General features: G+C 66.4%; 21 protein-coding genes. 7 read left to right on the top strand and 14 right to left on the bottom strand.

Annotation, left to right across the window (positions count from 1 at the left end; translation table 11 throughout):
- Positions 1 to 68 precede the first annotated feature (68 nt).
- Positions 69 to 1,742, top strand: a complete 1,674-nt coding sequence (locus tag ACQCVD_RS08625) for an alpha-keto acid decarboxylase family protein (RefSeq protein WP_426823330.1) — start codon at positions 69 to 71, stop codon at positions 1,740 to 1,742.
- Positions 1,743 to 1,835: 93 nt separating this feature from the next.
- Here the strand turns inward: ACQCVD_RS08625 and ACQCVD_RS08620 are convergent, their stop codons facing one another.
- From ACQCVD_RS08620 to ACQCVD_RS08605, 4 genes are all read right to left on the bottom strand, one after another.
- Entirely contained in the window at positions 1,836 to 3,230 is a 1,395-nt protein-coding gene (locus ACQCVD_RS08620) for an MFS transporter (RefSeq protein ID WP_426823329.1), read from the bottom strand.
- A 246-nt stretch (positions 3,231 to 3,476) separates the two neighbouring features.
- On the bottom strand, positions 3,477 to 3,809 hold the full coding sequence (locus tag ACQCVD_RS08615; protein ID WP_426823328.1) for a Rieske (2Fe-2S) protein: 333 nt from the start codon (positions 3,807 to 3,809) through the stop codon (positions 3,477 to 3,479).
- 49 nt (positions 3,810 to 3,858) lie between these two features.
- Positions 3,859 to 4,059, bottom strand: coding sequence for a DUF4177 domain-containing protein (locus tag ACQCVD_RS08610; RefSeq protein ID WP_426823327.1), 201 nt, complete (start codon positions 4,057 to 4,059; stop codon positions 3,859 to 3,861).
- A gap of 79 nt (positions 4,060 to 4,138) precedes the next feature.
- On the bottom strand, positions 4,139 to 6,025 hold the full coding sequence (locus ACQCVD_RS08605) for a SulP family inorganic anion transporter (RefSeq protein ID WP_426823326.1): 1,887 nt from the start codon (positions 6,023 to 6,025) through the stop codon (positions 4,139 to 4,141).
- Positions 6,026 to 6,179: 154 nt separating this feature from the next.
- On the opposite strand from ACQCVD_RS08605, the gene ACQCVD_RS08600 reads away from it, so the two are divergent.
- Complete coding sequence (locus tag ACQCVD_RS08600) at positions 6,180 to 6,668, top strand: YbaN family protein (RefSeq protein WP_426823325.1); 489 nt, start codon at positions 6,180 to 6,182, stop codon at positions 6,666 to 6,668.
- Positions 6,669 to 6,675: 7 nt separating this feature from the next.
- Here ACQCVD_RS08600 and ACQCVD_RS08595 read toward each other — a convergent pair whose 3' ends face one another.
- Entirely contained in the window at positions 6,676 to 8,100 is a 1,425-nt protein-coding gene (locus ACQCVD_RS08595; RefSeq protein WP_426823324.1) for an aldehyde dehydrogenase family protein, read from the bottom strand.
- A 119-nt stretch (positions 8,101 to 8,219) separates the two neighbouring features.
- Between ACQCVD_RS08595 and ACQCVD_RS08590 the strand changes: the two genes are divergently transcribed.
- A complete protein-coding gene (locus tag ACQCVD_RS08590) occupies positions 8,220 to 9,155 on the top strand; it encodes a helix-turn-helix domain-containing protein (protein ID WP_426823323.1) in 936 nt (311 codons plus the stop codon).
- Between the two features lie 114 nt (positions 9,156 to 9,269).
- Here ACQCVD_RS08590 and ACQCVD_RS08585 read toward each other — a convergent pair whose 3' ends face one another.
- The 7 genes from ACQCVD_RS08585 to ACQCVD_RS08555 form a co-directional block, all read right to left on the bottom strand.
- Positions 9,270 to 10,745 (bottom strand): NAD-dependent succinate-semialdehyde dehydrogenase, encoded by a 1,476-nt coding sequence (locus tag ACQCVD_RS08585; protein ID WP_426823322.1) that lies wholly within the window; start codon positions 10,743 to 10,745, stop codon positions 9,270 to 9,272.
- Positions 10,746 to 10,749: 4 nt separating this feature from the next.
- Positions 10,750 to 11,547 (bottom strand): HpcH/HpaI aldolase family protein, encoded by a 798-nt coding sequence (locus ACQCVD_RS08580; RefSeq protein WP_426823321.1) that lies wholly within the window; start codon positions 11,545 to 11,547, stop codon positions 10,750 to 10,752.
- Entirely contained in the window at positions 11,532 to 12,317 is a 786-nt protein-coding gene (gene hpaH, locus ACQCVD_RS08575) for a 2-oxo-hept-4-ene-1,7-dioate hydratase (protein WP_426823320.1), read from the bottom strand. Before hpaH ends, ACQCVD_RS08580 begins: the two co-directional genes overlap by 16 nt.
- A gap of 37 nt (positions 12,318 to 12,354) precedes the next feature.
- Positions 12,355 to 13,461 (bottom strand): 3,4-dihydroxyphenylacetate 2,3-dioxygenase, encoded by a 1,107-nt coding sequence (gene hpaD / locus ACQCVD_RS08570; protein WP_426823319.1) that lies wholly within the window; start codon positions 13,459 to 13,461, stop codon positions 12,355 to 12,357.
- A gap of 155 nt (positions 13,462 to 13,616) precedes the next feature.
- Positions 13,617 to 15,155 (bottom strand): 5-carboxymethyl-2-hydroxymuconate semialdehyde dehydrogenase, encoded by a 1,539-nt coding sequence (hpaE, locus tag ACQCVD_RS08565; protein WP_426823317.1) that lies wholly within the window; start codon positions 15,153 to 15,155, stop codon positions 13,617 to 13,619.
- A 57-nt stretch (positions 15,156 to 15,212) separates the two neighbouring features.
- Positions 15,213 to 15,890 carry a GntR family transcriptional regulator gene (locus ACQCVD_RS08560; protein WP_426823316.1) on the bottom strand — a complete coding sequence of 226 codons (678 nt, stop codon included), beginning with the start codon at positions 15,888 to 15,890 and terminating at the stop codon, positions 15,213 to 15,215.
- Positions 15,883 to 17,388 carry a fumarylacetoacetate hydrolase family protein gene (locus tag ACQCVD_RS08555; protein ID WP_426823315.1) on the bottom strand — a complete coding sequence of 502 codons (1,506 nt, stop codon included), beginning with the start codon at positions 17,386 to 17,388 and terminating at the stop codon, positions 15,883 to 15,885. Before ACQCVD_RS08555 ends, ACQCVD_RS08560 begins: the two co-directional genes overlap by 8 nt.
- A gap of 136 nt (positions 17,389 to 17,524) precedes the next feature.
- Here ACQCVD_RS08555 and ACQCVD_RS08550 point away from each other — a divergent pair, with 136 nt between their 5' ends.
- The 3 genes from ACQCVD_RS08550 (at position 17,525) to ACQCVD_RS08540 (ending at position 21,951) form a co-directional block, all read left to right on the top strand.
- A complete protein-coding gene (locus ACQCVD_RS08550) occupies positions 17,525 to 18,889 on the top strand; it encodes an MFS transporter (protein ID WP_426823314.1) in 1,365 nt (454 codons plus the stop codon).
- A 245-nt stretch (positions 18,890 to 19,134) separates the two neighbouring features.
- Positions 19,135 to 21,051 carry an FAD-dependent monooxygenase gene (locus ACQCVD_RS08545; RefSeq protein ID WP_426823313.1) on the top strand — a complete coding sequence of 639 codons (1,917 nt, stop codon included), beginning with the start codon at positions 19,135 to 19,137 and terminating at the stop codon, positions 21,049 to 21,051.
- A 276-nt stretch (positions 21,052 to 21,327) separates the two neighbouring features.
- Positions 21,328 to 21,951 (top strand): malonic semialdehyde reductase, encoded by a 624-nt coding sequence (locus tag ACQCVD_RS08540; protein ID WP_426823312.1) that lies wholly within the window; start codon positions 21,328 to 21,330, stop codon positions 21,949 to 21,951.
- Between the two features lie 209 nt (positions 21,952 to 22,160).
- Here the strand turns inward: ACQCVD_RS08540 and ACQCVD_RS08535 are convergent, their stop codons facing one another.
- Complete coding sequence (locus ACQCVD_RS08535) at positions 22,161 to 23,369, bottom strand: PQQ-dependent sugar dehydrogenase (RefSeq protein WP_426823311.1); 1,209 nt, start codon at positions 23,367 to 23,369, stop codon at positions 22,161 to 22,163.
- 242 nt (positions 23,370 to 23,611) lie between these two features.
- The gene (locus ACQCVD_RS08530) at positions 23,612 to 24,952 is read right to left on the bottom strand and encodes a dicarboxylate/amino acid:cation symporter (protein WP_426823310.1); all 1,341 of its coding nucleotides are present in this window, start codon (positions 24,950 to 24,952) and stop codon (positions 23,612 to 23,614) included.
- A gap of 347 nt (positions 24,953 to 25,299) precedes the next feature.
- On the opposite strand from ACQCVD_RS08530, the gene ACQCVD_RS08525 reads away from it, so the two are divergent.
- Complete coding sequence (locus ACQCVD_RS08525) at positions 25,300 to 25,773, top strand: SdpI family protein (RefSeq protein WP_426823309.1); 474 nt, start codon at positions 25,300 to 25,302, stop codon at positions 25,771 to 25,773.
- The last annotated feature ends 10 nt before the right edge of the window (positions 25,774 to 25,783 follow it).

Genomic DNA, 25,783 nt, shown 5'->3' with positions numbered 1-25,783 from the left:
GAAGAGCAACCGGTGCCGGCGTCCCGCGGCACGCGACCCCAATCCCACAACCACCAAGGAGTAACTCAATGCGCACCACCATCGGCAAATTCCTGCTCGACCGGCTCAAGGCCATGGGCATCACCGAGATCATCGGTGTCCCCGGTGACTTCAACCTCAACTTCCTGGAGCAGGTCGACGAGGCGGACGGCATCCGGTTCGTCGGCACCTGCAATGAGCTCAACGCCGCCTACGCCGCGGACGGCTATTCCCGGTCCCGGGGCAACTCCGCCCTGCTGACCACCTACGGGGTCGGGGAGCTCAGTGCCCTGAACGGCATCGCAGGAGCCGCCGCCGAGCACGTGCCGCTGGTCTCCATCGCCGGTGCTCCGCCGCTGTACGCCACCGAGGACCGCTACGCACTGCACCACACGTTGGCCGACGGCAACTTCAGCAACATGCTGGCCAGCATCGGGGAGTTCACCGCGGCAGCGGTGCGCCTGACCCCCATGAACGCCGCCGAGGAGATCGACCGGGTGCTGCACACCTGCATCCAGGAGAAGCGGCCGGTGCACCTGCAGCTGCCCTCGGACATCTCGCACCTGACCATCGAGGTCCCCGAGACCCCCTTCCGCACCAGCCTGCCCACTAGTGACCCGGAGCGGCTGGAGGCCGCCGCCGAGCGGATCCTGGCGATGTTCGGCGCCGCCGAGCGGCCGGTGATCCTCGCGGACCTGGACGCGGACCGCCACGGTTTCGTCCCCGCCCTGCAGGCGATCGCGGAAAAGACCCGCACCCCCTACGCGCACCTGAGTTCCGGCCGGGGCACGCTCGATGAGCAGCACCCGCTCTACCTGGGCACCTACAACGGTGCCGGTTCGGCACCGGCGGTGCGGGAAGCCGTCGAGAACTCCGATTTCCTGATCACCACCACCCCGCGCTTCATTGAGGGCAACTCCGGCGCCTTCACCCACCAGCTGCCCGCCCACGCCACCCTGGACTTCGGTGACCAGCACGTGAGCATCGGCGGCGAGCACTACGTGGGCATCACCGTGCTGGAGCTTTTCGACGTCCTGCTGGAGCGCATCCCGGCAGCCACCGGCGGGGAAACCGCAGTCCGCCCGGAACCGGCGGAGTGGACCGTGCAGGCCGATTCCCCGTTGACCCAGGCCCGGATGTGGCCGCGGTTCACCGGCTTCCTGCGTTCCGGGGACGTCATCATCGCCGAGGCCGGCACCTCCAATATCGGCCTGGGCGCGCAGACGCTGCCGACGGGAGCGAAGTACATCAACTCCGCGATCTGGGGATCCATCGGTTTCACCCTGCCGGCCCTGCTGGGCAGCCAGCTGGCTGCCCCGGACCGCCGCCATGTCCTGTTCATCGGTGACGGTTCCTTCCAGTTGACCGCCCAGGAGCTGTCCACGATCCTGCGCGAGGATCAGGCCCCGATCATCGTGCTGGTGAACAACCGCGGCTACACCATCGAGCGCTTCATCCTGGGCATGAACTCCGAGTACAACGACGTGGCGAACTGGAACTATGGGCAGCTGCCGAAGGTCTTCCGCCCCGACACCACCATGGTCTCCTACTCCGCGGCCACGGAGGGTGAACTGGAGGAGGCACTGACCCAGATCGAGGCCTCGGACGCCGGCGCCTTCCTGGAGGTCCACCTGGATCCGGAGGACGCACCGGCGGGTCTCCAGGCCTTCGGCCCGATGACCGCGGACTTCGATTACGGCCCCCGCGGCCCGCGTAACCCGTAGGCGTCACCCACGCGTGACGACGCCCCGACCCGGAAGCTCTCCGGGGCGGGGCGTCGTCGCATCGGGTTTCCCGGAACGACCGGGCCGGGTAGGTCAGACCGCTTCCACGGCTTCGCGGTTCTGCTGCCGGGCCCGGGAGCCACGCAGCAGGGCGTAGCGCTCCTGGTCCCGCTGGCCGTCGATACCCAGCGAACGGCCCGGCTTATCCTGCAACAGCAGGGCAGCGGCGGTGGAGATCAGGAACATGACGATCAGGTAGATCGAGACCGAATGGGTGGAACCGGTGGCCCCCAGCAGACCCTGCGCGATGGTCGGGGCGAAGGCCCCACCGACGATGGCGCCGAGCGCGTAGGAGATGGCCACCCCCGAGAAGCGCACGTTGGCCGGGAAGAGCTCGGCGTACCAGGAGGCCTGGGGGCCGTAGGTGAAACCGAGACCGACGGCGAACAGGCTCATCCCCAGGGTGAGGAAAACGATGTCACCGGTGTTGATCAGCAGAAAGAGCGGGAAGGCCATGAGCACCAGCCAGGCGTAACCCAGCAGGAAGGTGGTGCGCCGACCCAACCGGTCGCTGATGATGCCGCCGAACAGGGTGGAGAAGAACCAGACCCCGGAGGCGAAGGTCACCGCCAGCAGCACCGGGGTGGCGTTCAAGGCGATGGGCCCGTCGGGGTTGGTGGCGTAGGCGGTGAGGAACCCACCGGTGGTCATGTAGCCACCCGCGTTGTTGCCGGCGAAGAGCAGAGCGGCGCAGATGATCAGCGGCCAGTGGAACTTGAAGAGCTTGAAGATGGGGGCCTTCGTCTGCTCCTTGCGCTCCACGATCTCCTGGAACACCGGGGACTCATCGACGGAGCGGCGGATGAAGTGGCCGATGAGCACCAGCACGAAGCTGATCAGGAAGGGCACGCGCCAGCCCCACTCCAGGAAGGCGTCACCCGGCGCGATGACGCCGGTCATCAACGCGAAGACGGCGGAGGCCAGCAGCATGCCCAGCGGCACGCCGAGCTGCGGGTAGGTGCCGGCCAGCCCGCGGCGGTGCGCCGGAGCATGCTCGACGGCCATCAGTGCCGCGCCGCCCCACTCGCCACCGGCGGAGATGCCCTGGATGATGCGCAGCAGCACCAGCAGGATCGGGGCGGCCATGCCGGCCATGGCATAGGTGGGCAGCACGCCGATCAGGGTGGTGGAGACACCCATCAGGATCAGGGTGGCCACCAGCACGACGCGGCGGCCGAAGCGGTCACCGAGGTGGCCGGCCAGGAACGCACCGAGCGGGCGGAACAGGAAGCTGATGCCGACGGAGACGAAGGACAGGATCAGTCCGAACTGGGGCCCGGCGGGTTCGAACATGAGGGTGGAGAACACCAGGCCGGCGGCCTGGGCGTAGATGAAGAAGTCATACCACTCGACGGTCGTCCCGGCGATGGTCGCGAAGGCGACGCGGCGTTGCGACGTCGTCTTCGGCGTGGGGTGGGCAACGGACATGACAGGCTCCTTGGGGCTCTGTGAGAAGGTGTTGCGGTGTGCGACAGCTCTCAGGAAATCAGATTGTGACGCATGCTGCATGAGAATCAGGCAGGAGTTTTAGTTCTCAACCTCGCCGCCCCGACCAGGTCCGTCAGCGCCTCCCCGGAAGGGGTCAGCCGGGCCAGGTTCTCTCCGCCCGGCCACCACCGGAATCCGCACGATCCCTCGAGGTCAAGACCATCCGATGGAGCAGCAACACCGGACTCAGCCCCGCCCGGGCACCAGCCAGACCTCATCGTCCCGCACCTCCACGGGGAAGACCTGCAGCGGATTGCGGGCGGGGTAGTAGGTGGCCTCCCCGGTCCGCAGACAGAAACGGCCGTGGTGGAGCCAGCAGTCCACCTCGCCGTCCACCACCTTGCTCCTCGCCAGGGAGGCACCGAGGTGGGTGCAGGTGTCATCCACGGCATGGAAGCCGTCTGCGGTGTGGAACAAGGCGATGGGGGTGGGGTGCCCGGAGACCTCCGGGGTGATCACGGTGGCCGTGCCCGGCGCGATATCAGCCACCCGGGCGACTCTGACGGACTGCTCAATCATGGTTCCAGGATACGAAGCCCGGACGGCGGGGATCACCCGGTGCCGGTTGCTACTTTTCCCGCTCGAACACGATCAGCAGACCTTCCACTCCGCCGGGACCAATGCGGCCCTTGACGTCCGCCGAGGTCATCGACTTGTAGCGCCACCCGCCTGCGGCTTCCTTGTTCAGGATCTTCTCGAGCTTGTCGCCGGACATCTTGTCCCCGAACCAGCCCTCGCGCAGCTCCACGACCTTGTATTCGTAGTCCATAGCCGCCAGTCTAAGGAAGCCATCGTCCCGGCGTGGTCCGGTTTCTCCCCGTCTCCCGTTTCGCGCCACCACAGTTGGGCTAACGGTCATCCGGGGCCCGCTGAGCGGGCTGACCGGGGTCCGGCTCCGGCTCCAGCTCCCGGTGATTGTCGGTCCCGGTTTCCTGCGGCTGTGCATCCCCGTCCAGTTCCTCAGCCGGGTCATCCACGCCATCCAGCAGTTCTTTCCGGTCCAGCCCCTCCGCGGCCAGGCGGGCCAGGTCTTTCTTCTTGCCGCGGGCGGCCCGGAACTCGGCCTCCAGGCCGGCGATCTCCGCCCCCTCCTTCACGGCGTCGGAGACGGTGGCGTGCAGCTTGACCTTCTCCGCCAGCCCGGCGCGCTGCAGCGCCCGCTGGGTGGGGCGGGTGGCGCGCGCGAGGAGCACCGGGATGTCCTCGGCGAGCAGGTGGTCGATGAGGGTGCCCATCGCCAGCACCCCGGTGTAGTCGAGGTCGGAGATCGCGGCACCGTCCAGAACCACCACGGAGTAGTCGCCGCCGTCCAGTTCCTCGTGGAGCCGGTCTATGACGAAGTCGGCGTCCGCGTACCAGATCGGGGCTTCCACGGACCAGACGAGCACCTCCGGCACCTGCACCGTTTCCACGCCGGCGTCCATCGGCACCCAGTGGTTGGACTGGGGGATCAGCCCCTTGCGGTAGACCGGTGGACGGGCCTCGCGGCGGGTGCGGTCCAGCAGGGTGACCAGCGCGGCAAGGGCCACGCCCTGGACAATGCCGAGCACACAGACCAGTACGACGGTGCCGAGCGCGACCGCGAACTCCAGTCTGCTGTAGCGCGCGATGCGCCGCAGTTCCCCGAACCGGATGAGCGAGAAGGCGATCTGCAGCAGAACCGCGGAGAGGGCGGCGGCGGGCAGCAGGGGAAGCAGGCCGGTGCCGAAGAAGAGCACCAGAAGCACCGCTGTGCCGGCCATGATCGCGGCCACCTGACTGCGGCCCCGGGCGTCCTGCACCAGGCGGGTGCGCGGTGGGGAGGCGTTCAGGGCGAAGGCCCCGGCCCCGCCGGCCACCACGGAGGCCACACCGATCGCTCCCAGATCCCGGTCCAGGGTGGCGTGCCCCTGCCTGGTGGCGGCTTCAGTGGCACCGGTCTGCACGGTGATCAGCACGACGATGACCAGTGCCGAAGGCAGCAGATCAGGGACGCTGGCCCAGGGCACTGCGGCGTAGTCGGGCAACCGCCAGACGGAGTCGGCGGCCTCGAGGGTGGTCACCCCACGTTCGGTGAGGCGGAAGACCGCCGTGAGCACCGCGGCCGTCGCCAAGCCCACCAGGGCACCGGGCAGGCGGCTGCTGATCCGGCTGAGGCCGGCGCTGAGCAGCAGCACCACCAGGGCCAACCCCACGGCCCAGAGGTTGATCTCGTCCACGCTGTCCGCGATGTCGAGCAGCTGCACCGGGACGGAGTCGTTGGTGGGCTCGTTGACGCCGAGCACGGTGGACAGCTGGGACACGATGATGCTGATGCCGATGCCGGCGAGCAGACCGACGGTGACGGGACGGGAGAGGAACTGGGTGACCCAGCCTCCACGAATCAGACCGATGATGATGAGCACCACGCCGACGAGCAGGGAAAGCAGCAGCAACGAACCAGGTTCCACCTCCTGTGCGCCCACCCCCGTGGAGAGCGCACTGCCGGCGGCTCCCGCGGCGAGCATCGGGGCGATGGAGGAGTCGGGGCCCACGGACAGGATCCGGTGGCCGCCGAAGAGCGCGAAGACGAAGGCGCCGATGGTAAAGGCCAGCAGCCCGAGGGTGGGGGCGACCCCGACCAGTTGCGCAGCCGCCATGGATCCCGGCAGGGCGATCGCGGCCAGGGTCAGTCCCGCGACGAGGTCCGCCGACAGGGCGGTGCGGGCGCCTTTCAGGGTCGGCAACAGCCAGTGAGGCCAACGGGGCGAACTCATGGTTCCAGCTGTACCCGACGGGGGCGGGGCAGGAGGGGTTGTCTGAAGAGTATGGCCGAACCGTTATCTGCTGGCTCCGGGAGCGCGCTGTCCGGCAGGGACGACGTGACGTGGCTCCTAGGATCCGGTCACACCCGGAATTAGACTTGAGGTCATGGTCAAGTGGTTCCTGGTGGCGGTCGGCAGCGTCAGTCTGGCGCTGGGGGCTGTGGGGATCCTCCTGCCGATCCTGCCGACCACCCCGTTTCTCCTCCTGGCGGCGTTCTGCTTCGCGCGCAGTTCTGAACGCCTGCACGACTACCTGGTCAACCACAGGGTCTTCGGCACCTACATCAGCAACTACTACAACCACGCGATGACCCCGCGCCACAAGGCCCGGACCCTGGCGACCCTGTGGTTCGGCATCATCGTCTCGGTGTTGCTGATCGGGAAGCTGATTCCCGCGGTCATCCTGCCGATCATCGCGGGCCTGGTCTCGCTCCACATCATCCGGCTCAGACCACGGCCGGAGCAGGCGCCCGACACCCGCCTGGAGTTTCCGGAGGACCGGGCCGTGCCCGAACCGGGGACGGCGCGCACGGTGTCGGAACAGACCCCGCGGAGCCAGGACACTGCGGAAGGCCCGGCCCAGCGGGACCGGTGACCGCCTTCTAGCCGTTGATCACCTGCGGCACACCCAACCCCTTCAGGCCGGCCACACCGAACTCCACGCCGTACCCGGACTGCTTGATGCCGCCGAAGGGCACGCGCGGGTCCACACCGCCGTGGCTGTTGATCCACACGGTGCCGGCCTCGATGCGGGCGGCCACCTCCCGGGCGCGCTCCAGGTCGGCGGACCAGACGGAGGCGCCCAGGCCCACGTTCAGCTTATTCGCCTGGGCGATGGCCTCCTCCACGTCCGTGTAGCGCACGATCGGCAGGGCGGGGCCGAACTGCTCCTCAACCACCAACGGGTTGTCCGCGTCGATGTCGGCGATCAGGGTGGTGGGGAAGAAGTAGCCCGGCGCGTCGTAGTCCGGGTCCCCGCCGAGCAGCACCTTCGCGCCGGAGGCCTTGGCCTCCTTGACCAGGCGGTCGACGATGTCGAACTGCATCTGGTTCTGCAGCGGGCCGAGCACGTTCTGCTCATCCATCCCCACGCCCATCGGCATCTGCTCGGCCAGCTTGGTCAGCTCCTCACACACGGCGTCGTAGATGGAATCGTGCACATAGAGGCGCTTGAGCGCAGCGCACGTCTGGCCGGTGTTGATGAACGCGCCCCAGAACAGGTTCTCGGCGATCTCCCTGGGGTCCGCATCCTCCAGCACGATGCCGGCGTCATTGCCGCCGAGCTCCAGGGTCAGGCGCTTGACGGAGGCTGCGGAGGACTCGGCGATCTTGCGGCCGGTGGCGGTGGAACCGGTGAACATGATCTTGCCCACCTGCTCATTGGTGGACAGGGCCGCTCCGACGTCCCCGCCACCGACGACCACCTGCAGCACCCCCTCCGGCAGCACGGTGTTGAGCACCTCGACCAGACCGAGCACGGACAGCGGGGTGTACTCGGAGGGCTTGACCACCACGGCGTTGCCCATCCGCAGGGCGGGGGCGATCTGCCAGACGGTGATCATCATCGGCCAGTTCCACGGGCCGATCGCACCGACGACGCCGATCGGCCGGTAGTTCACCACCGCGCGCGTTTCGCCGTCGTCCACGACGGTCTCCTCCGACAGGTCGTGCGAACAGGTGACGCGCAGCCACGTGGCGCAGGCCCCGGCCTCGAAGCGCGCGCCCGGCCCGTTCAGCGGCTTGCCCTGCTCCCGGGAGACCAGCTCCGCCAGGGCCTCGCCGGCGGCCTCGACGGCGTCGGCCGCTCGATTGAGGTACTCGCAGCGCTCGGCGTCAGTCAGCTTCGCCCAGTCCCGCTGCTTCTCGACGGCTGTGTCCACCGCGCGGTGCAGGTCGTCCACGGTGTGCTCGGGGGCGTGTCCCACCAGTTCACCGGTGGCCGGGTCATGGATCGCCCGCCCGGACTCCCCGGCGTCGATGGCGGCGAGCAGGTCGGCGTAGGTGTTGAGGGTCTGGGTCTGGGTCATTGTTACTCCTTGGTTGAAGGGGGCTATGGCCTATTGTTGCCTAATACACAGTTGTTTTCTTGGCACTTCGTGCACACGGCTTGGCATTGCGTGTGAGCACAGTCATAGTGGAAGGTTTCATGTCTCCGTCGCAGTCGAGAACCCTGAGCCAGTGGCGGGCCGATGCTTCGGCGGCGTTCGGGCCGCTGCGCATCGACGCCCCCGACCCGGACGGTTTCCGCGCGGAGGTACGCATGGTCTCGGCGGGGGACGTGACCCTCTATGACCTCACCACCCCCGCCCACACCGTGGAACGGTTGCCGGAGGCCGTGGCCGCGGCACCGGCCTCCTTCGGAAAGCTCAGCCTGCAACTGGCGGGGGAGTGCGTGGTACAGCAGGACGGCCGGGAGTGCGTCCTGCTGCCCGGCGACCTGTCGTTCTACGTCACGCAGCGACCGTACCGGCTGCATTACCCGGCGGCCCACCATTCACTGGTGGTGCATTTCCCGCAGAGCTTCGTGCACATGTCGCCCGATGACGTTACCGAGGTGACGGCCACCCGTATCTCCGGGGATTCCGGTCTGGGCCGGGTGGCGGTACCGCTGTTCGAGCAACTGGCCATGAACTTCGAGGTCCTCGATGGTCCGCACGCCGGGTCCCTCGTGCGTTCCGCCCTCGACATGCTCGTCACGGTGCTGTCCTCGGAATTGCAACGGGAGCAGGAGCCCTCACCCTCGGCGACCCTGTTCCGCCAGGCCACGGAGTACATTGACGCCCACCTCGACGACGCGGACCTGCGGCCCAGCTCCATCGCGGACGCGCTGTACGTTTCGGTGCGGCACCTGCATTCCCAGTTCGCCGCCCGCGGTCACTCGGTGGCCTCCCATATCCGCGGCAGGCGGCTCGAGCTGATCCGACGGGATCTGGCCGATCCGCTTCACGCCGAGGAAACCATTCAGACCATCGGCAGCCGGCACGGCATTCCCGAGGCTTCCCAGGTATCCCGCGCGTTCCGGGCCGAGTACGGGGAGTCCCCGAGCCGCTACCGGACCAGGGCGTTGGCGGGTTTCAGATAGACCGCGATGGGGCGACCCACCGCTCACCGCGTTTTCCGCATCGAAAAGCCACCATGTTTCACGTGAAACATGGTGGCTCAGCGCTGCATCCTGCCCTGTGGCAGGAGGTGGAGTTTAGAGCCCCGCGTAGGGGTCCTTGATGCCGATGTACTGCACCGAGGTGTACTCCTCGATACCCTCCAGGCCGCCCTCACGACCCATACCCGACTGCTTGACACCACCGAACGGGGCGGCGGCATTCGAGATCACGCCGGTGTTGTAGCCCAGCAGACCGTACTCCAGCTGGTCCGAAACCCTGAACAACCGCGAGGTGTCTGCAGTGAACACATAGGACGCCAGCCCGTACTCGGTGTCATTGGCCAACCGGATGGCCTCCGCCTCATCGGCGAAGGTGATGATCGGGGCCACCGGGCCGAAGATCTCCTCCCGCAGGATCTGCGCGTCCTTGGGCACCCCGGCCAGCACAGTGGGCTGGTAGAAGTAACCCGCACCCTCACCCTTGGCACCACCGGTGAGCACCTGCGCACCCTCCTCGACGGCACCGTCGACCAGGGCGGCCACAGAGTCCCGGGCCTTTTCCTCCACCAACGGACCAACGGTCACGCCCTCGTCCAGACCGTTACCCAGGACCTGCTCGTCCAGCTTCGCGGCAAACCGCTTACCGAACTCCTCCGCGACGGACTCGTGGACCAGGAAACGGTTGGCCGCCGTGCACGCCTCACCGATGTTGCGCATCTTCGCGCCCATCGCCCCCTCGACAGCGGCATCGAGGTCCGCGTCCTCGAAGATCAGGAACGGGGCATTACCACCCAGCTCCATCGAGGTACGCAACACCTTGTCCGCCGCCTTCTTCAGCAACTGCTGACCCACCGGGGTTGAACCGGTGAACGAGACCTTCCGCAACCGGTCATCTTCCATGATCGGATTCGAGATCGCCGAGGCGGACTTACCGGAGACCACATTCAACACACCCGCCGGCAGGCCGGCATCGAGCATGGTCTGCGCGAAGTACTGCGAGGTCAACGGCGTCAACCGGGCGGGCTTCAAAACCATGACACACCCGGCGGCGATCGCCGGGGCCACCTTGCGGGTGGCCATGGCCAGCGGGAAGTTCCACGGGGTGATCAACAGGCACGGGCCCACCGGCTTACGGGTGGTGATCATCCGCAGACTGCCCTCCGGGGTGGCACCGTAGCGGCCGTAGAGGCGCACGGCCTCCTCGGAGAACCAGCGCAGGAACTCGTTGCCGTAGGTCACCTCCCCGCGGGCCTCGGCCAGCGGCTTGCCCATCTCCAGGGTCATCAGGGTGGCGAATTCCTCCGCCCGTTCGGCCACGAACTCGAAACCACGCCGCAGGACCTCGGCGCGTTCCCGGGCGGGGGTGCGCGCCCACTTCTCCTGCACGGCGCACGCGGCATCGAGGGCGGCCTTGGCGTCCTCGCTGGTGGCCGAGGCCAGGGTGGCGATCGTCTCGCCGGTGGCGGGGTTTTCCACCTCGAAGGTGCCGCCATCGGAGGCGTCCCGCCAGGAATCACCGATCAACAAACCGGTGGGCACCTTGGACAGTAATTCGGAAACGTTGACGGTCATGGTCTTACTTTCCTTCCTCGAGCGGGGTGATGAACTTGTCCACCAGGCCCCGGGCGGCGATGTTGAGCTGCTGCACGTCCGCACCCACCAGAACGAAGTTGGCGCCGGAGTCCAGGTAGTCCTGGGCCTGATCCAGGTTGAAGGCGTTGACCCCCACCGGCTTGCCGGCGGCGGCGAAGGCCCTGATGGACTTCTTGACCCCGGCGACCACCTCCGAGTGGGTCTGCTGCCCCAGGATACCCATGGAGGCCGCCAGGTCGGAGGGGCCGATGAAGGCGGCGTCCACACCGTCCAGGGCGGCGATCTCCGCCACGTTGTCCACGCCCTCGGCGGACTCAATCTGGATGGTCAGACTGATGGTTTCCGCGGCGGACTCCAGGTAACCCGGGACCGTTCCCCAGCGCGACGCCCGGGCCAGGGCCGAACCGACGCCGCGCACGCCCTTCGGCGGGTAGTGCACGGCGGCGACGGCCTCCCTCGCCAGTTCCAGGTTGTGGACCATGGGCACCATGATGTTCTGGACCCCTAAGTCCAGGTACTGCTTGATCAGGACGCGGTCCACGGCCGGGACGCGGACGACGGCGGTGGCGGGATAGGCGTCGGTGGCGCGCAGCAACCCGGTGATGGTCTCCAGGCCGTAGGGGGAGTGCTCGGCGTCGATGAGCACCCAGTCCATGCCGGAGCCGGCGAGGATCTCCGCCGCCACCGGGGACCCGGAGCAGATCCACATGCCGATCTGGGGACGGCCCGCCTCCTTGACCCGCTCGGTGAACACCTGGGGAAGTTCTAGATGAAACGGCACGTGATGTCTCCCAATTCTCCGAAGTCGGCGTGGACGGTGTCGCCGGGGTACACCCACATCGGGCGGGTGAAGGAACCGGCGAGGATGATGTCCCCGGCGGAGAGCGAATCACCGTGGCTGGCGAGCTTGTTGGCCAGCCAGGCCACACCGGTGGCCGGGTGGTTGAGGATCGCGGCGGCCACTCCGGTCTCCTCGATGGTGTGGTTGCGGTAGAGCAGCGCCGAAACCCAGCGCAGGTCGACGTCGTCCACCGCCACCGGGCGGCCACCGTAGACCATGGCGCCCAGGGCGGCATTGTCGCTGATCGTGTCGACGATGGTGCGCCCCTCCATCTCGATGCGGGAGGAGAGGATCTCCAACGCCGGCACCACGTACTCGGTGGCCCGCAGCACGTCGAAGATGCTCACGTCCGGTCCGGTGAGGTCGTCCTTGAGCACGAAGGCCAACTCGACCTCGATGCGGACGTTGGAGAACCGGTCATGCTCGATCTCGGAACCGTTCTCGTAGACCTGGTCGGCGAAGATCGCGCCGTAGTCCGGCTCGGTGATACCGGTGGCCTCCTGCATGACCCGGGAGGTCAGGCCGATCTTCCGGCCGACCAGCTTCCGTCCGGCGGCGATGCCGCGGCGCTTCCACTCGTTCTGGACGGCGTAGGAATCCTCGACCGTCATGTCCGGGTACTGCGCAGTCAGCCGCGGGATCATCGTGCGGCTTTCCTCCGCCGCCGCCAGCTCATCGGCGATTGTGGTCAGTGTGTCCTTTTCCAGCACCCTGGGTGCTCCCTTCTCCTCGCAGAAATCGCGGACGTTACAGCTGGTGGCCGAGCTTGTACTCGCCCTGCTTCCACTCCGGCATGGAGTCTTCGCCCTCTTCCGGACGGGTGTAGGAGAAGCCGTCGGCGCCGATGGTCTCCTCCAGCTCGGAGGCGTCGGTGCGCTCGGTCAGCGGGACGACGTTGCCGTCCAGATCCAGGACGCGGGAGGCGTCGGTGTACCAGGAGGGCACGACCGGGGTTCCCCACCAGTCGCGACGCTGGTTGTCGTGGACGTCCCAGGTCACGAGCGGATTGTCCGGGTCGCCGGTGTAGTAGTCCTGGGTGTAGATCTCCACGCGGTGGCCGTCCGGGTCCCGCAGGTAGAGGTAGAAGGCGTTGGAGACACCGTGGCGGCCGGGGCCGCGCTCGATGGCGTCGGAGCGGCGCAGGGCGCCCAGCTTGTCGCAGATGGCCAGGATGTTGTGCTTCTCGTGGGTGGCGAAGGCGATGTGGTGCATGCGCGGGCCGTCACCACCGGTCATCGCGGTGTCGTGCACGGTGGACTTCCGGCGCATCCAGGCGGCGTACTCGGTGCCCTCGGAGTCGGCGATGTTCTCGGTGATGCGGAAGCCCAGGTCCTCCATGTAGCGGCAGGCCTTCGGCACGTCCGGGGTGACCTGGTTGAAGTGGTCCAGGCGGACCAGGGCACCCGGGGTGTAGAGCTCGTAGCGCCAGGCCAGACGCTCCACGTGCTCGACCTCGTGGAAGAACTCGTAGGGAAAGCCCAGCGGGTCCTCGACGCGGACGGAGTCGCCGATACCCTTCACGAAGCCGTCCTTCCGGCGCTCGACACGGCAGCCGAGCTCCTTGTAGAAGGCCTCCGCGCGGTCCACGTCCTCGGGGCTGCGGACCCGGTAGGAGAAGGCAGCGACGGCCGCGGTGTCGCCCTTGCGCAGCACGATGTTGTGGTGGATGAAGTCCTCGAAGCTGCGCAGGTAGATGGCGTTGTCATCCTCTTCGGTGACAACGAGTCCCAGGAGGTCGACGTAGAACTCACGGGAGGCCGCGAGGTTGGTGACCTGGATCTCCATGTAGGCGCAACGCAGGATGTCCGGTGGGGTGACGGAGGGGGTGGGAACGAGGTTCTTCTGCTCGGACATGATCAGTACCTTTCGGGATGCACGGGAGGGGAGTTATGAGTGATTCATTTCCGTCCGGTCGTGCACGGGGACGGCCGGTGGAAGGAGCGGGGTGGGGAGGGAGCTTTCCGACGCCCCGCCCGGGAGGGGCGGGCGTCGGCACGCGGGGAGGGGAGTTAGCCGTCGATCTTCTCGGCGCCTTCGGCTTCCTGCTTGCCGAAGACCGGGTTGTGGACCTTGTCCAGGTTGATGTGGACGGCCTGCTGGTCGGTGTAGAAGTCGATGGAGCGGTAGCCACCCTCGTGGCCCAGGCCGGAGGCCTTCACGCCGCCGAAGGGGGTGCGCAGGTCGCGGACGTTGTTGGAGTTCAGCCAGACCATGCCGGCGTCGACGTTCTGCGCGAAGTTGTGGGCACGCTTGAGGTCCGCGGTCCACACGTAGGCGGCCAGGCCGTACCTGGTGTTGTTGGCCAGCTCCAGAGCCTCTTCCTCGGTGTCGAAGGGGGTGATGGCGACGACGGGGCCGAAGATCTCCTCCTGGAAGATGCGGGCGTCCGGCTTGACGTCCACGAACACGGTCGGCTGCACGAAGTTGCCCTCGGGGAAGTTCTCCGGACGACCGCCACCGGCGGTCAGCCGACCCTCGGTCTTGCCGATTTCGACGTAGCTCATGACCTTCTCGAAGTGCTCCGGGTGGACCAGGGCACCGACCTCGGTCTTCGGGTCGGAGGGCAGGCCGACCTTCACGCGCTTGGCCTGTGCGGAGTAGCGCTCCACGAACTCGTCGTAGATGCCGCGCTGGACCAGGATGCGGGCGCCGGCGGTGCACCGCTCGCCATTGAGGGAGAACACACCGAAGACGGTGGCGTCGATGGCGGTCTCCAGGTCGGCGTCGTCGAAGATGATCGCCGGGGACTTGCCGCCGAGCTCCATGGACAGGCCCTTGAGGTGGGGGGCGGCGTTGCCGAAGATGATCTGACCGGTGCGGGACTCACCGGTGAAGGAGATCAGCGGCACGTCCGGGTGCTTGACCAGGGAATCGCCGGCGTAGCCCTCCTCACCGAAACCGTTGACCATGTTGAAGACGCCGGCCGGGACGCCGGCCTCCTCGAAGATGCCGGGCCACAGGGAAGCGGAGAGCGGGGTGAACTCGGCCGGCTTGAGGACCACGGTGTTACCGGTGGCCAGGGCGGGGCCCAGCTTCCAGGACTCCAACATGAAGGGGGTGTTCCACGGGGTGATGAGGCCGGCGACGCCGATCGGCTTGCGGTTGACGTAGTTGATCTGGCGGCCGGGGACCTTGAAGGCGTTGTCGTGCTGGGCGACGATGAGATCGGCGAAGAAACGGAAGTTCTCAGCAGCGCGCCTGGCCTGCCCCAGAGCCTGCGTGATCGGGAGCCCGGAGTCGTAGGACTCCATGGCGGCCAGCTCATCGCCGCGGGATTCCACGATGTCGGCGATCTTGTGCAGCACGCGGGAGCGCTCGCGGGGCAGCATCTTGGGCCAGGGGCCGTTGTCGAAGGCGTCCTTGGCGGCGGCGACGGCGGCGTCGACGTCCGCGACCTTGCCGGAGGCGGCCTGGATGTAGGCCTCGTTGGTGACCGGGTTGAGCACGTCGAAGGTGTCGCCGTCAATGGAGTCGACGAACTTGCCGCCGATGTAGTGCTGGATCTTCTCGGGCAGGTTGGTCGGCTTGGCGTCGTTGTTGTTGGTCATGTGATTCATCTCCTTGGGGATGGGGAGTGCGGTGCTGTGGTCAATGCTGTGGTGGTGCTAGTCCCGCAGGCTGCGGTCAAACTGCTCCCGGTAGCTCCGGCTGGTTCTCATCCGGTGCTCCCGGGCGCGTTGCTCGATGTAGTGCGGCTCCGCCCCCGCCTCGATCAGCGCGATCAGTCGGCGGTGTTCCTCGACGGAAGCCCGGGCCCGTTCCGGGATGTACCGGAAGGTGGAGACCCGGAAATAATCCAGGCGGTCCCATTCCTCGAAGACCAGTTCCTTCAGCCGGGTGTTCGGACAACAGTGGAACAGGGTGGTGTGGAATTTCTTGTTGAGGGTGGTGAAGGTGTCAGGATCGAAGTCCGTGAGCAGCGACTCCATCTTTTCGTTGAGCTCCTTCGCCTTGGCCAGATGCCCCGCCTCAAGGTGGGGGACCGAGAGTGCGGTGGCCCGCCCCTCCAGCAGGGCGACGGTCTCCATCGTCTCGAAATAGGCCGCCCGGTTCAGGGTGGAGACCCGCGCCCCCACGTTGTGCTCGTAGGTCACCAGCCCCTCGGCCTCCAGCTGACGGATCGCCTCCCTGACGGGCACCACGCTCACCCCCAGTTCCTGGGCGATGGTGCTCAGCACCAGGCGGTAACCGGGTTCCAGCTCGCGGGTACGGATCCGTTCCCGGAGCCAGTGGTAGGCCTGTTCAGACTTGCTGGGTGCCCCGGTGCTCTTCGGATCAGCCATTCGCATCACCGGCCTCCGGGACCTTCACCGGGTTCTCGGCCAGGTAACGCTCGTAGGCCTCCCGGTTCGCCCCCTTCGGCGGGAAGAGGCCGTCCAGGCCGCCGCCCTCGGCCACCTGCCGGGCCACCCACTCATCCTCATGCTCCTTGGTCAGCGCCTCGTCGACGACCTCCTCCACGAGGTTGCGGGGGATCACGATGACGCCGTCATCATCACCGACGATGACGTCACCGGGGACCACGGTGGTGTTGCCACACGCGATCGCCAGATCACTGTCGAAGGGGACGTGACGGCGACCGAGCACGGCCGGGTGGGCCCCCTGGGTGAACACCGGCAACCCGATCTCCCGGACCTCCTCATAGTCGCGCACGCCGCCATCAGTGACCACGCCGGCGGCACCGTTGAACTTCGCCCGCAGGGCGAGGATGTCCCCAAGGGTGCCGGACTCCGACTGGCGGCGGGCCTCGATGACCAGGACCTCGCCGGGCCGGACGGTGTCGAAGGTCTGCTTCTGAACGTTGAAGCCGCCACCGTGGATCTTGAACAGGTCCTCTCGTTCGGGCAGGAAGCGCAGCGTGCGCGCGACACCGACCATCTTGGTGCCGCGGGTCTGCGGGTACACCCCCTCGATCACCACCTGGTTGAGACCGCGCTTGCGCAACTGCGCAGAGAGACCGGCGGTGGGGGCGGCCTCCAGCTTCGCCCGCAACCCGGCGCTGATGGCGTTGGAGTCCTCCGGCAGTCCGGCCGCGGCGCGGTCACCGTAGGCGTCCTCCCGCTGCTTGTCGTCGACATTGGGAAGGAGTCCGACCTCCGGGTCGAAGTCGCCCGGACCGGTGACAACCTTGTTGCTCAACCGTCCGGAGGTGGGCGTGCCGGCGACGTTCGGGGCGTCGACCTCCACCTCGACGACATCGCCGGGCTGGATCACGGTGGAGCCGGCCGGGGTGCCGGTGAGGATGACGTCCCCCTCCTCCAGCGTCATGTGCTGGGAGAGATCCGCGACGAACTGCGGCAGCGGGAAGATCAGCTGCTCCTCGGAGGTGCCGTCATCCTGCACGAGTTCACCGTTGACCCAGGTGCGCAGCCGCAGTTGGGTCGGCTGCACCTGCCGCGCGTCGATCAGCTCCGGACCGATGGGGGTGTAGCCGTCCCGGCTCTTGGAGCGGGTGTTGGACCCCTTGTCCTGGGCGCGGTAGTCGTAGATCCCCAGATCATTGGAGGCGGTCACGTAAGCCACATGGTCCCAGGCCTGCTCGAGGGGGACGTTGCGGGCCGGTTTACCGATGACGAGGGCGACCTCCCCCTCGAAAGCCAGCAGCTCAGTACCCTCCGGACGCACGATCTCCGCACCAGACGCCGCAAGGGAGCTGGTGGCCTTCAGGAAGTAGGAGGGCTTCTTCGGCCAGCGTCCACGCTGGGCCGCCCGTGACTCGAAAGCCACGTGAACGGCGATGATCTTGCCCGGCTGTACCGGAATCGTCGGAACCTGTGCCACGGAATCTCCTTGGGAAGTTATCGGGTGGTATTGCAATCTGCGAGTGATCGTATATGATCCCTCCCAGCAGTGCAAGTGCTTGACATCACAGGAACAAGCACTCAATGAGTACAGCCACACTATGTCTGGAGCCTGAATGACCACCACACCAACGGCCGCGGAAACACAGAGCACGAGACGTGAGCGACGGCGCGTTGTTGCAGCAACGACCATCGGTACCGCAATCGAGTGGTACGACTTCTTCCTCTACGCCAGCGTCGCAGGCCTCGTGTTCAACCAACTCATGTTCGGTCCACTCGAGGGCGGCCTGGCCACCATCATCAGCTTCCTGACGGTGGGCCTGTCCTTCCTCTTCCGCCCGATCGGGGCGTTCCTGGCGGGCCACTACGCCGATAAGCTCGGCCGCCGCTTCGTCCTCATGATCACGCTGTTCATGATGGGTGGCGCCACCGCCCTGATCGGCCTGTTGCCCACCTTCGACTCCATCGGCGTCTGGGCTCCGATCCTGCTGATCCTCCTGCGTATCCTGCAGGGCGTGTCCGCCGGTGGCGAGTGGGGGTCCGCGGTCCTGCTGGCGGTCGAGCACGCCCCGACGAAGAAGCGGGGACTGTTCGGCGCCGGTCCCCAGATCGGTGTGCCGGCCGGTCTGCTCCTCTCTTCCGGAGTCCTGGCCCTCATGGACGTGATCGCCCCGGGCGACGCCTTCATGGAGTGGGGCTGGCGCATTCCGTTCCTGTTCTCGATCGTCCTGGTCATCATTGGGTTCTGGATCCGGTCCGGTGTCGATGAATCTCCGGTCTTCGAGGAGATCAAGGAAAAGTCCGAGGCCGGGGCCAAGAACCCGATCGGCTCCCTGTTCCGCCGCTTCCTGCCGCTGGTCATCCTCGGCGCCCTGGTCTTCGCCGGTAACGGCACCGTCGGATACATGACCACCGGTGGCTACATCCAGAACTACTCGACCAACCCCGAGGGCATCGCCATGGACCGGGGAGAGGTGCTGCTGGCGGTGACCGGCTCCGCCGCAACGTGGATGATCTTCACCCTCTTCGCCGGCTGGCTCTCCGACCACCTCGGCCGGCGCAACACCTACATCATCGGTTTCATCGTTCAGGCCATCGGTGCCGCGGCACTGTTCCCGCTGGTCAACATCGGAAACATCTGGCTCCTGTTCGGCGCCCTGGTCTTCCTGACCATCGGGTTGGGCATGACCTACGGCCAGCAATCCGCGATGTACGCCGAACTCTTCCCGGCCTCCATCCGCGGCTCCGGCGTCTCGATCACCTACGCCATCGGCTCCATCCTCGGCGGTGCCTTCGCCCCCACCATCGCAGCCGCCCTGGTGGAGGCCACCGGCACCACCTTCGCGGTCAGCGGCTACCTCGTCGGCGCCACCCTGGTCGGTCTGGTCGCCATCCTGATCCTGCGGGACCGGAGCGGCATCGACCTCAGCCCGGACAATGAGGCCGCCCAGGCCGAGGGTCACTTCATGTTCAGTAAATAGCGGCAATCCAGAGAGATTTCCGAAAGAGCTGGAAAAGATATACGGAACGTATATGATCTAGCGTCAAGGGGATTCACCTCACAACCGGCAGTCTCACCAGTGGTGCCCCACACCATCTCCCTCAAAGCCAGTTAAGCCACATTTCCGCGCCGCGAGCTCATCGATGGGGAAGGCCCCGCCACCCGGCACCTGGCGCCCGCCCCACATCTCAACAGTCCGAACCATCACATTCACCAGGAGGAAAAATGCAGTTCCACCACTACGGCTACGTCTCGGAGGAGCCGAAGCGTCTTCCCGCGGCAGGCATCGGCCTCAACCGGCCGGAGGAACTCCCGGACGAGATGGACGTCCTCATCGTCGGGACCGGTCCCGCCGGCATGATCGCCGCCGCGCAGCTCTCCATGTTCCCGGATGTCCACACCCGCATCATCGAACGTCGTGAGGGACGCCTCGAGCTCGGTCAGGCTGACGGCATCCAGTCCCGTTCCGTCGAGACCTTCCAGGCCTTCAACTTCGCCAACGAGATCATGGAGGAGGCCTTCGACCTCACCGAGATGTCCTTCTGGAACCCGGACCCCGAGAACCCGGAGAACATCATCCGCACCGCCCGCCCCCTCGACGATGAACACGGCATCTCTGAATTCCCGCACCTGATCGTCAACCAGGCCCGCGTGCTCGACTACTTCGCCCGCTACATGAAGCAGTCGCCCTCGCGGATGACCCCGGACTACGGCTGGGAGTTCGTGGACCTGCAGATCGCGGACAACCCGGAGAACGAGGAATATCCCGTCACTGTCCAGCTCAAGCAGCTGGGAGCAGGGGAGGGGAGCACCCGTACCGTGCGCGCCAAGTACGTTGTCGGCAGTGACGGCGCCCGCTCCGGTGTCCGTGAGGCCATCGGCCGCAAGCTCGACGGCAAGCAGGCCAACCATGCCTGGGGTGTCATGGACGTGCTCGCTGACACGAACTTCCCGGACATCCGCACCAAGTGCGCCATTCACTCCAAAGCGGGTTCGATCCTGCACATCCCCCGCGAAGGCGGCTACCTGTTCCGCATGTACGTCGACCTCGGGGAGGTCCGGGCGGACGACAACCACGCGGTACGCAAGACACCGCTGGAGGACGTGATCGCCAAGGCGAACGAAATCGTCAACCCCTACTTCGTGGATGTCAAGGATGTCGCGTGGCATTCGATCTACGAGGTCGGCCACCGCCTGGTCGATTCCTTCCACGATCTGCCGGACGACGCCCCGGCCGACGCGATCCCGCACGTCTTCCTGACGGGCGATGCCTGCCACACGCACTCCGCCAAGGCGGGCCAGGGCATGAACGTGTCCATGCAGGACGGTTTCAACATCGGCTGGAAGCTCGGCCAGGTCGCATCCGGAACCGCCCCCGCGGCCCTCCTGCGGACCTACCATTCGGAGCGACACCCGGCCGCCGAGAACCTGATCAACTTCGACCGCGAATGGTCGACCCTGATGGCCACTCCGCCGGAGGAACTGGACGACCCGACCGCCGTGGAGACCTACTACGTCGCAGCCGAGGAGTTCGCTGCCGGCATGCTCACCGAGTACTCGGACAACATGATCATGGGCGATACCACCCACCAGGATCTGGCCACCGGCTTCCCCGTCGGCCGCCGTTTCAAGTCCCACCCGGCCATGCGCCGCTGTGACGCCAACAAGAAGCACATCGGCCACGAGCATGACGCCGACGGTCGCTGGCGCATCTACGCCTTTGCCGATGCCCCGGCACCCGGCGCGGATTCCAAGCTGGGCTCCTGGGCCGAGTGGATGCAGCATGACCCGCAATCCCCGTTGCGCCGCTTCACCCCGGAAGACGGCGATGACAACGCCGTCTTCGACATCAAGGTGATCTACCAGCAGCACTACCACGATTACGACCTCTTCGACGCCCCTGAGGTCTTCCTCCCGCGGGTCGGGCCGTACCGCCTCCAGAACCTGGAGAATGTCTGGTCCTCCCTCCACGACGACGACTTCTTCAATGCCCGCGGCATCAGTCGGGAGGGCGCCATCGTGGTGGTACGTCCGGACCAGTATGTCTCGGCGGTGCTGCCGCTGGACGACACTGCCGCACTGAAGGAGCTCTTCGACGGCGCGCTCCTGGAACCACGACCGGCCGCGGCCGTCCAGGCCTGATACTGACGCCGATCTGCACGACGGCGGGATCTGAATATTGCGCCCCTGGGCACCCACTTTTCCGGTGGGCACCCAGGGGCGGATGCTTGTCCGCGGTCCTTGGGCATCCGGAAGTTCAGCTCAGGGGCGGCGGCCGCTCGGCCGCGTGACCACACGCGCGCCAGCACCGGGCAGGGGAGGGGAGGGGCTCCGATGGGCCTTCTCCGGCCGGCGGGGTGTGATAACCATCATGGAGCGCCGAGGAATAGCGCAATATTGTTGATGGTTCAATTAAATGTGACTACTTCAAACACATCCCAGAACAACGGCCCCATCGTCCTCGACGAGGCCGCCCAGGACCTCCTCTTCCGGGGAGCACGCACCGCGAATGCCTTCACTGACGAGCCGGTGACCGACGAACAGATCGCCGCCATCTTCGAACTGGTCAAGTGGGCACCAACCGCCATGAACGCGCAGCCGAAGCGGGTCGTGGTGGTGCGTTCCGCAGCCGCCAAGGAGCGCCTGCTCCCGCACATGGCCGAGGGCAACCGCGCCAAGACGGAAGCCGCCCCCGCCACCGTCCTACTGGCGGCCGACAGGGACTTCCACAATGAGCTGCCCGCGGTTTTCCCGCACGCCGCCGGGATGCGGGACGTGTTTGAGAAGGACGAAGCAGGCCGCACCAGCATGGCCGAACTCAACACGGGACTGCAGGTGGGCTACGCCATTCTGGGGATCCGTGCCGCAGGACTGGCCGCCGGCCCGATGACCGGTTTCGACGCCGAGGCCGTCTCCCGGGAGTTCTTCCCGGACGGCCGGCACCGCGTACTAGTCGCCATCAACATCGGCCAGCCTGCCGAGGATGCCTTCCGTGACCGTCTCCCGCGACTGAGCTTCGATGAGGTAGTTCAGGTTCTTTAACCCCAGCGGCTTCGCTGGTCGTCCCACCCTCTGGGGCGTGCCCCACCCCCTCGGTGGGGCGCGCTCTTTTTTCTTTTCCCGGATCACCCGCTCTGAACCAGTGGCTCCCGGCAGAGTGGAGCGACACTTCTGTCCCTGCACTCCAGAACCCGTCAAGGAATGACGGGCAAGAAATGTTTCACGTGAAACCTCCGGCGAGCGCCCCGGTGCTACTGCAGCGAAATGCGGAGAATCCGGTCGTCATCCACGGCTGGATCGCCCCGTCCATCAGTGTTGTTGGTGAGCACCCAGAGGGAACCGTCGGGAGCCACCACGACATCACGCAGCCGACCCTGATCGCCGATGGCGCGAATCGTGGAATCTTCCAGATCCTCAAGCGGGATCTCCCGCAGTCGTTCCCCACGGAGATTGGCCACGAAAATGCTCTCCTCCGTAATAGCCATGCCACTCGGGCTTGCCTCGCCGGGGGTCCACTGCTGGACCGGGTCAAGGAAGCCCTCAGTGGTGGCCACCCCCTCCACCTTCGGCCATCCATAATTTCCACCAGCCTCGATGATATTGAGTTCGTCCCAGGTGTCCTGGCCGAACTCGGTGGAGTACATGACACCCGCCTCATCCCACGCGATGCCCTGCGGATTCCGGTGGCCGTAGCTGTACACAGGTGAATCATCGAAGGGATTGTCCACCGGAGTGCTGCCGTCCGGGTTGAGCCGGAGGATCTTTCCAGCCAGCGATTCCAGATCCTGGGCACTTGCCCGGTCATTGGTGTCCCCGGTGGTCGCGTAGAGCAGACCGTCCGGACCGAAGGCGATACGACCGCCATTGTGGGTGGTGGCGGCCGGGATGTCGTCCAGCACCATCTCCTGGGGGCCAAGGCGCGGGGATCCGGCTTCCCCGGTCAGCTCAAACCGGGCGATCCGGTTCTCATCGGCTGCCGTGTAATAGGCATACAACCAGCCCTCTTGTACCGCGATTCCCAACAGGCCACCTTCCCCCCGGGCCGCGACATCTGGAACGGCGCCGACCTCCCGCAGAGCGCCGGTGGGGCCGAGTTCCAGGATCCGGCCGGAATCCCGTTCGCTGACGAGGGCCGTGTCGTCATGGAAGGCGATGGACCACGGCGCTGCGAGACCGCTCGCGAGTACCTCGACGTTTCCCACCGGTTCCTCTGTCGGTGCGCTGCCGGAGGCGGACGATGAACCGGAAGGAGCCGACCCCGAGGACGACATGTCCGAGGATGAGGATCCGGTTGGGGAGGCGGCCGTGGCATCCTCAGGAGGCACCGCGGTGCAGGCACCGAGCAATAACCCGAAAGTCAGCAGCGGCGCCAGCCGGTGCCGGTTCCGGGGACTGCGCGGCCGTCCGGTGGTGCGCGGGGTTTCCGTGATGGTGTCCTCGGCCCGGGTGGTCATGGACATGGGGTATCCCTTCGTCGAGTTGCTGGCGCCATCCGCCGGGCCGTCTCAGGGCCGTCGCTCGCCAGAATCTGCTCTCGAGTTTAGGCACCGGAAACTACCTGGGGGAGAATACCGGCGCAGAGTCAGAAGGACGCCGCCAAAACCCACGGGACAGAAAATACCGCAGGGCGCATGTCCGGAAAGTTCTTCCGGGCATGCGCCCTGTGGTGTCCGCGGTCCGTGTCCGCGGCGGGGGAGGGGAGTCAGGTTCGGTTCTGGCCGCCGGCGGCGCCCTGCCCACCAGCTGTCTGCCCGTCAGTGGGCATCCATCCGGCACGCTCCTGCGAGTGATCCTGGTGGTCGGCGGAGACGGCATCGCGGCCGCTGATGTTCAGCTCGATGCGGTCTTCGTCATCCTCGATCCGCACCGGGTCGATCCGGCCCTTGGCGAACTTGTTCACGATCATCGCGATCGCACCGTCACCGGTGACGTTCGCGGCGGTGCCGAAGGAGTCGATCGCGATGTAGGCGGCGATCATCAGGGCGATCTGATCGTCATTGAAGCCGAGCATGCTGGCCAGCAGTCCGACGGCTGCCATGATGGCTCCACCCGGGACACCCGGCGCGGCGATCATGGTGACGCCGAGCATGAGGACGAAGCCAGCCGCCAGCGGGAGGCTCACCTCGATGCCGGCCATATGGACGATCGCGAAGGCGAAGAGCGTGATCTTGGTCATCGACCCGGCCAGGTGAATGGTGGCGCAGAGCGGGATCACGAAGCCGGCGACGTTCGTGTCAATCTTGTTCTTCAGGGCCCCCTGGTACGTCACCGGGATGGTAGCGGCAGAGGAGGAGGTTCCCAGGGCGGTGGCATAGGCGGGCAGCATGTTGCGGATCGCCCGGAAAGGATTCTGCCGGGCGACCACAGCGGCGATACCGTACTGGATGGCCAGGAACACGAATGTCATGATGATGGAGAGCACCAGCACCTTGGCGAAGGAGCTCAGCACTGTCATCAGATTGCCGTTCATGCCCAGGGACAGGAACATGCCGAAGATGAAGATCGGCAGCAGGGGAATGACGAAGGACTTGATCACCTTCATCACCACGCGCTCCAGATCCCGGGAGGCCTTATAGAGGGTGTCGGACTTGACGGCGGTCATGGCCAGCCCGGCACAGAAAGCCAGCAGCAGGCCCGTCATCACCTCGAAGGGCGGCGGCATCTCGATGTCGAAGTAGGCGCCGAGGGCGCCGGCATCGATGTCAGCGACTTCCACGGACTCACCCTCACCGAGCAGCCACGGATAAGCTCCCCGCGCCACGGTATAGGCCAGCAGACCGGCGAAAACGGTGGAACCGTAGGCGATCGCGGTGGTGATGCCCAGCCACTTACCGGCACCACGGCCCAGACCCGCGATCGAGGGGGTGATGAGAGCGAAGATCAGCACCGGGACGAAGAAGTTCAGGAAGTTGCCGAACAGTCCGTTGAAGGTGACGAATATCCGCGCCAACCACTCCGGGAAGAAGAGGCTGCAGATGATGCCCAGGATGATCGCGATGACGATCCGGACGAGCAGCGAGGAGGTAAGACGTCTGATGTCCATGGTCCTCTTTCTATGGTTATGCGGATCCGGCCACCGCCCCGCAGCCGCTTCCCGGGGCCGGGAAAGCTGACTTGATGGCGACACCTGTGGGGCACCGAACCGAATGACCGGCAGGAGAAGTGGGGACCCGGGGACGTATCGTGCGAGCCGGGAAGGGGAGCGGAACCGACGTCCCCTTGTGTAAGTTCTCCCGACGTCAGTGATTGACGTTACAACACCGGTTCACCACCGCCTAGCCATACTTCTTGTACCTCAGCCTCGGGCGCGGTGACACCGGGCCCGCCATTTCACCGTCATACCGCTGAGCTGGTTTCTCCCGGGAATATTCGGCGGTTAAGCTGGTTGTCATGAGCGTGCTGATCGGCGTAATCCTTCTTGTCCTGGCCCTGCTTCTTCTCGTGGTCGGAGTGCTGGCCGCCACCCGGCGTCTGCCCGGCAACTCCGTCATCGGAATCCGGGTACCCGAGGTACGTAAATCCCGGGAAGTCTGGGACTCCTCCCATGCAATGGCGGGACCACTGTGGATCTTCAGTGGCGTGGCGCTGGTCTTCGGTGCCCTGATCGCCTTCGTCGCCTCCGGCTGGCTGTGGATTCTCCCCGTAGTCACCGTCGTGGTGGCCATCGTCGGTGTCGCTTCCGGTGCCAATGTGGGCGCCCGCACCGCCACGGTGCTTGATGCCCAGAACAAGCAACAGGAGGAGGGCTGCAGCAGCTGTGCCGATGGCGGCTGTGGCTGCGGTGGGGGAGAAGCAGCACCCGCACCCGCCGTGGATCTGGACGCGGTGCGCCGGGCGGCCAGTGCCGAGAACAGGCAGAGCTAGTTCCCGGCGC

The organism is Corynebacterium halotolerans (assembly GCF_050107895.1).
Lineage (GTDB): Bacteria > Actinomycetota > Actinomycetes > Mycobacteriales > Mycobacteriaceae > Corynebacterium > Corynebacterium halotolerans_B.
This window is presented reverse-complemented; position numbering and strand designations above follow the sequence as displayed.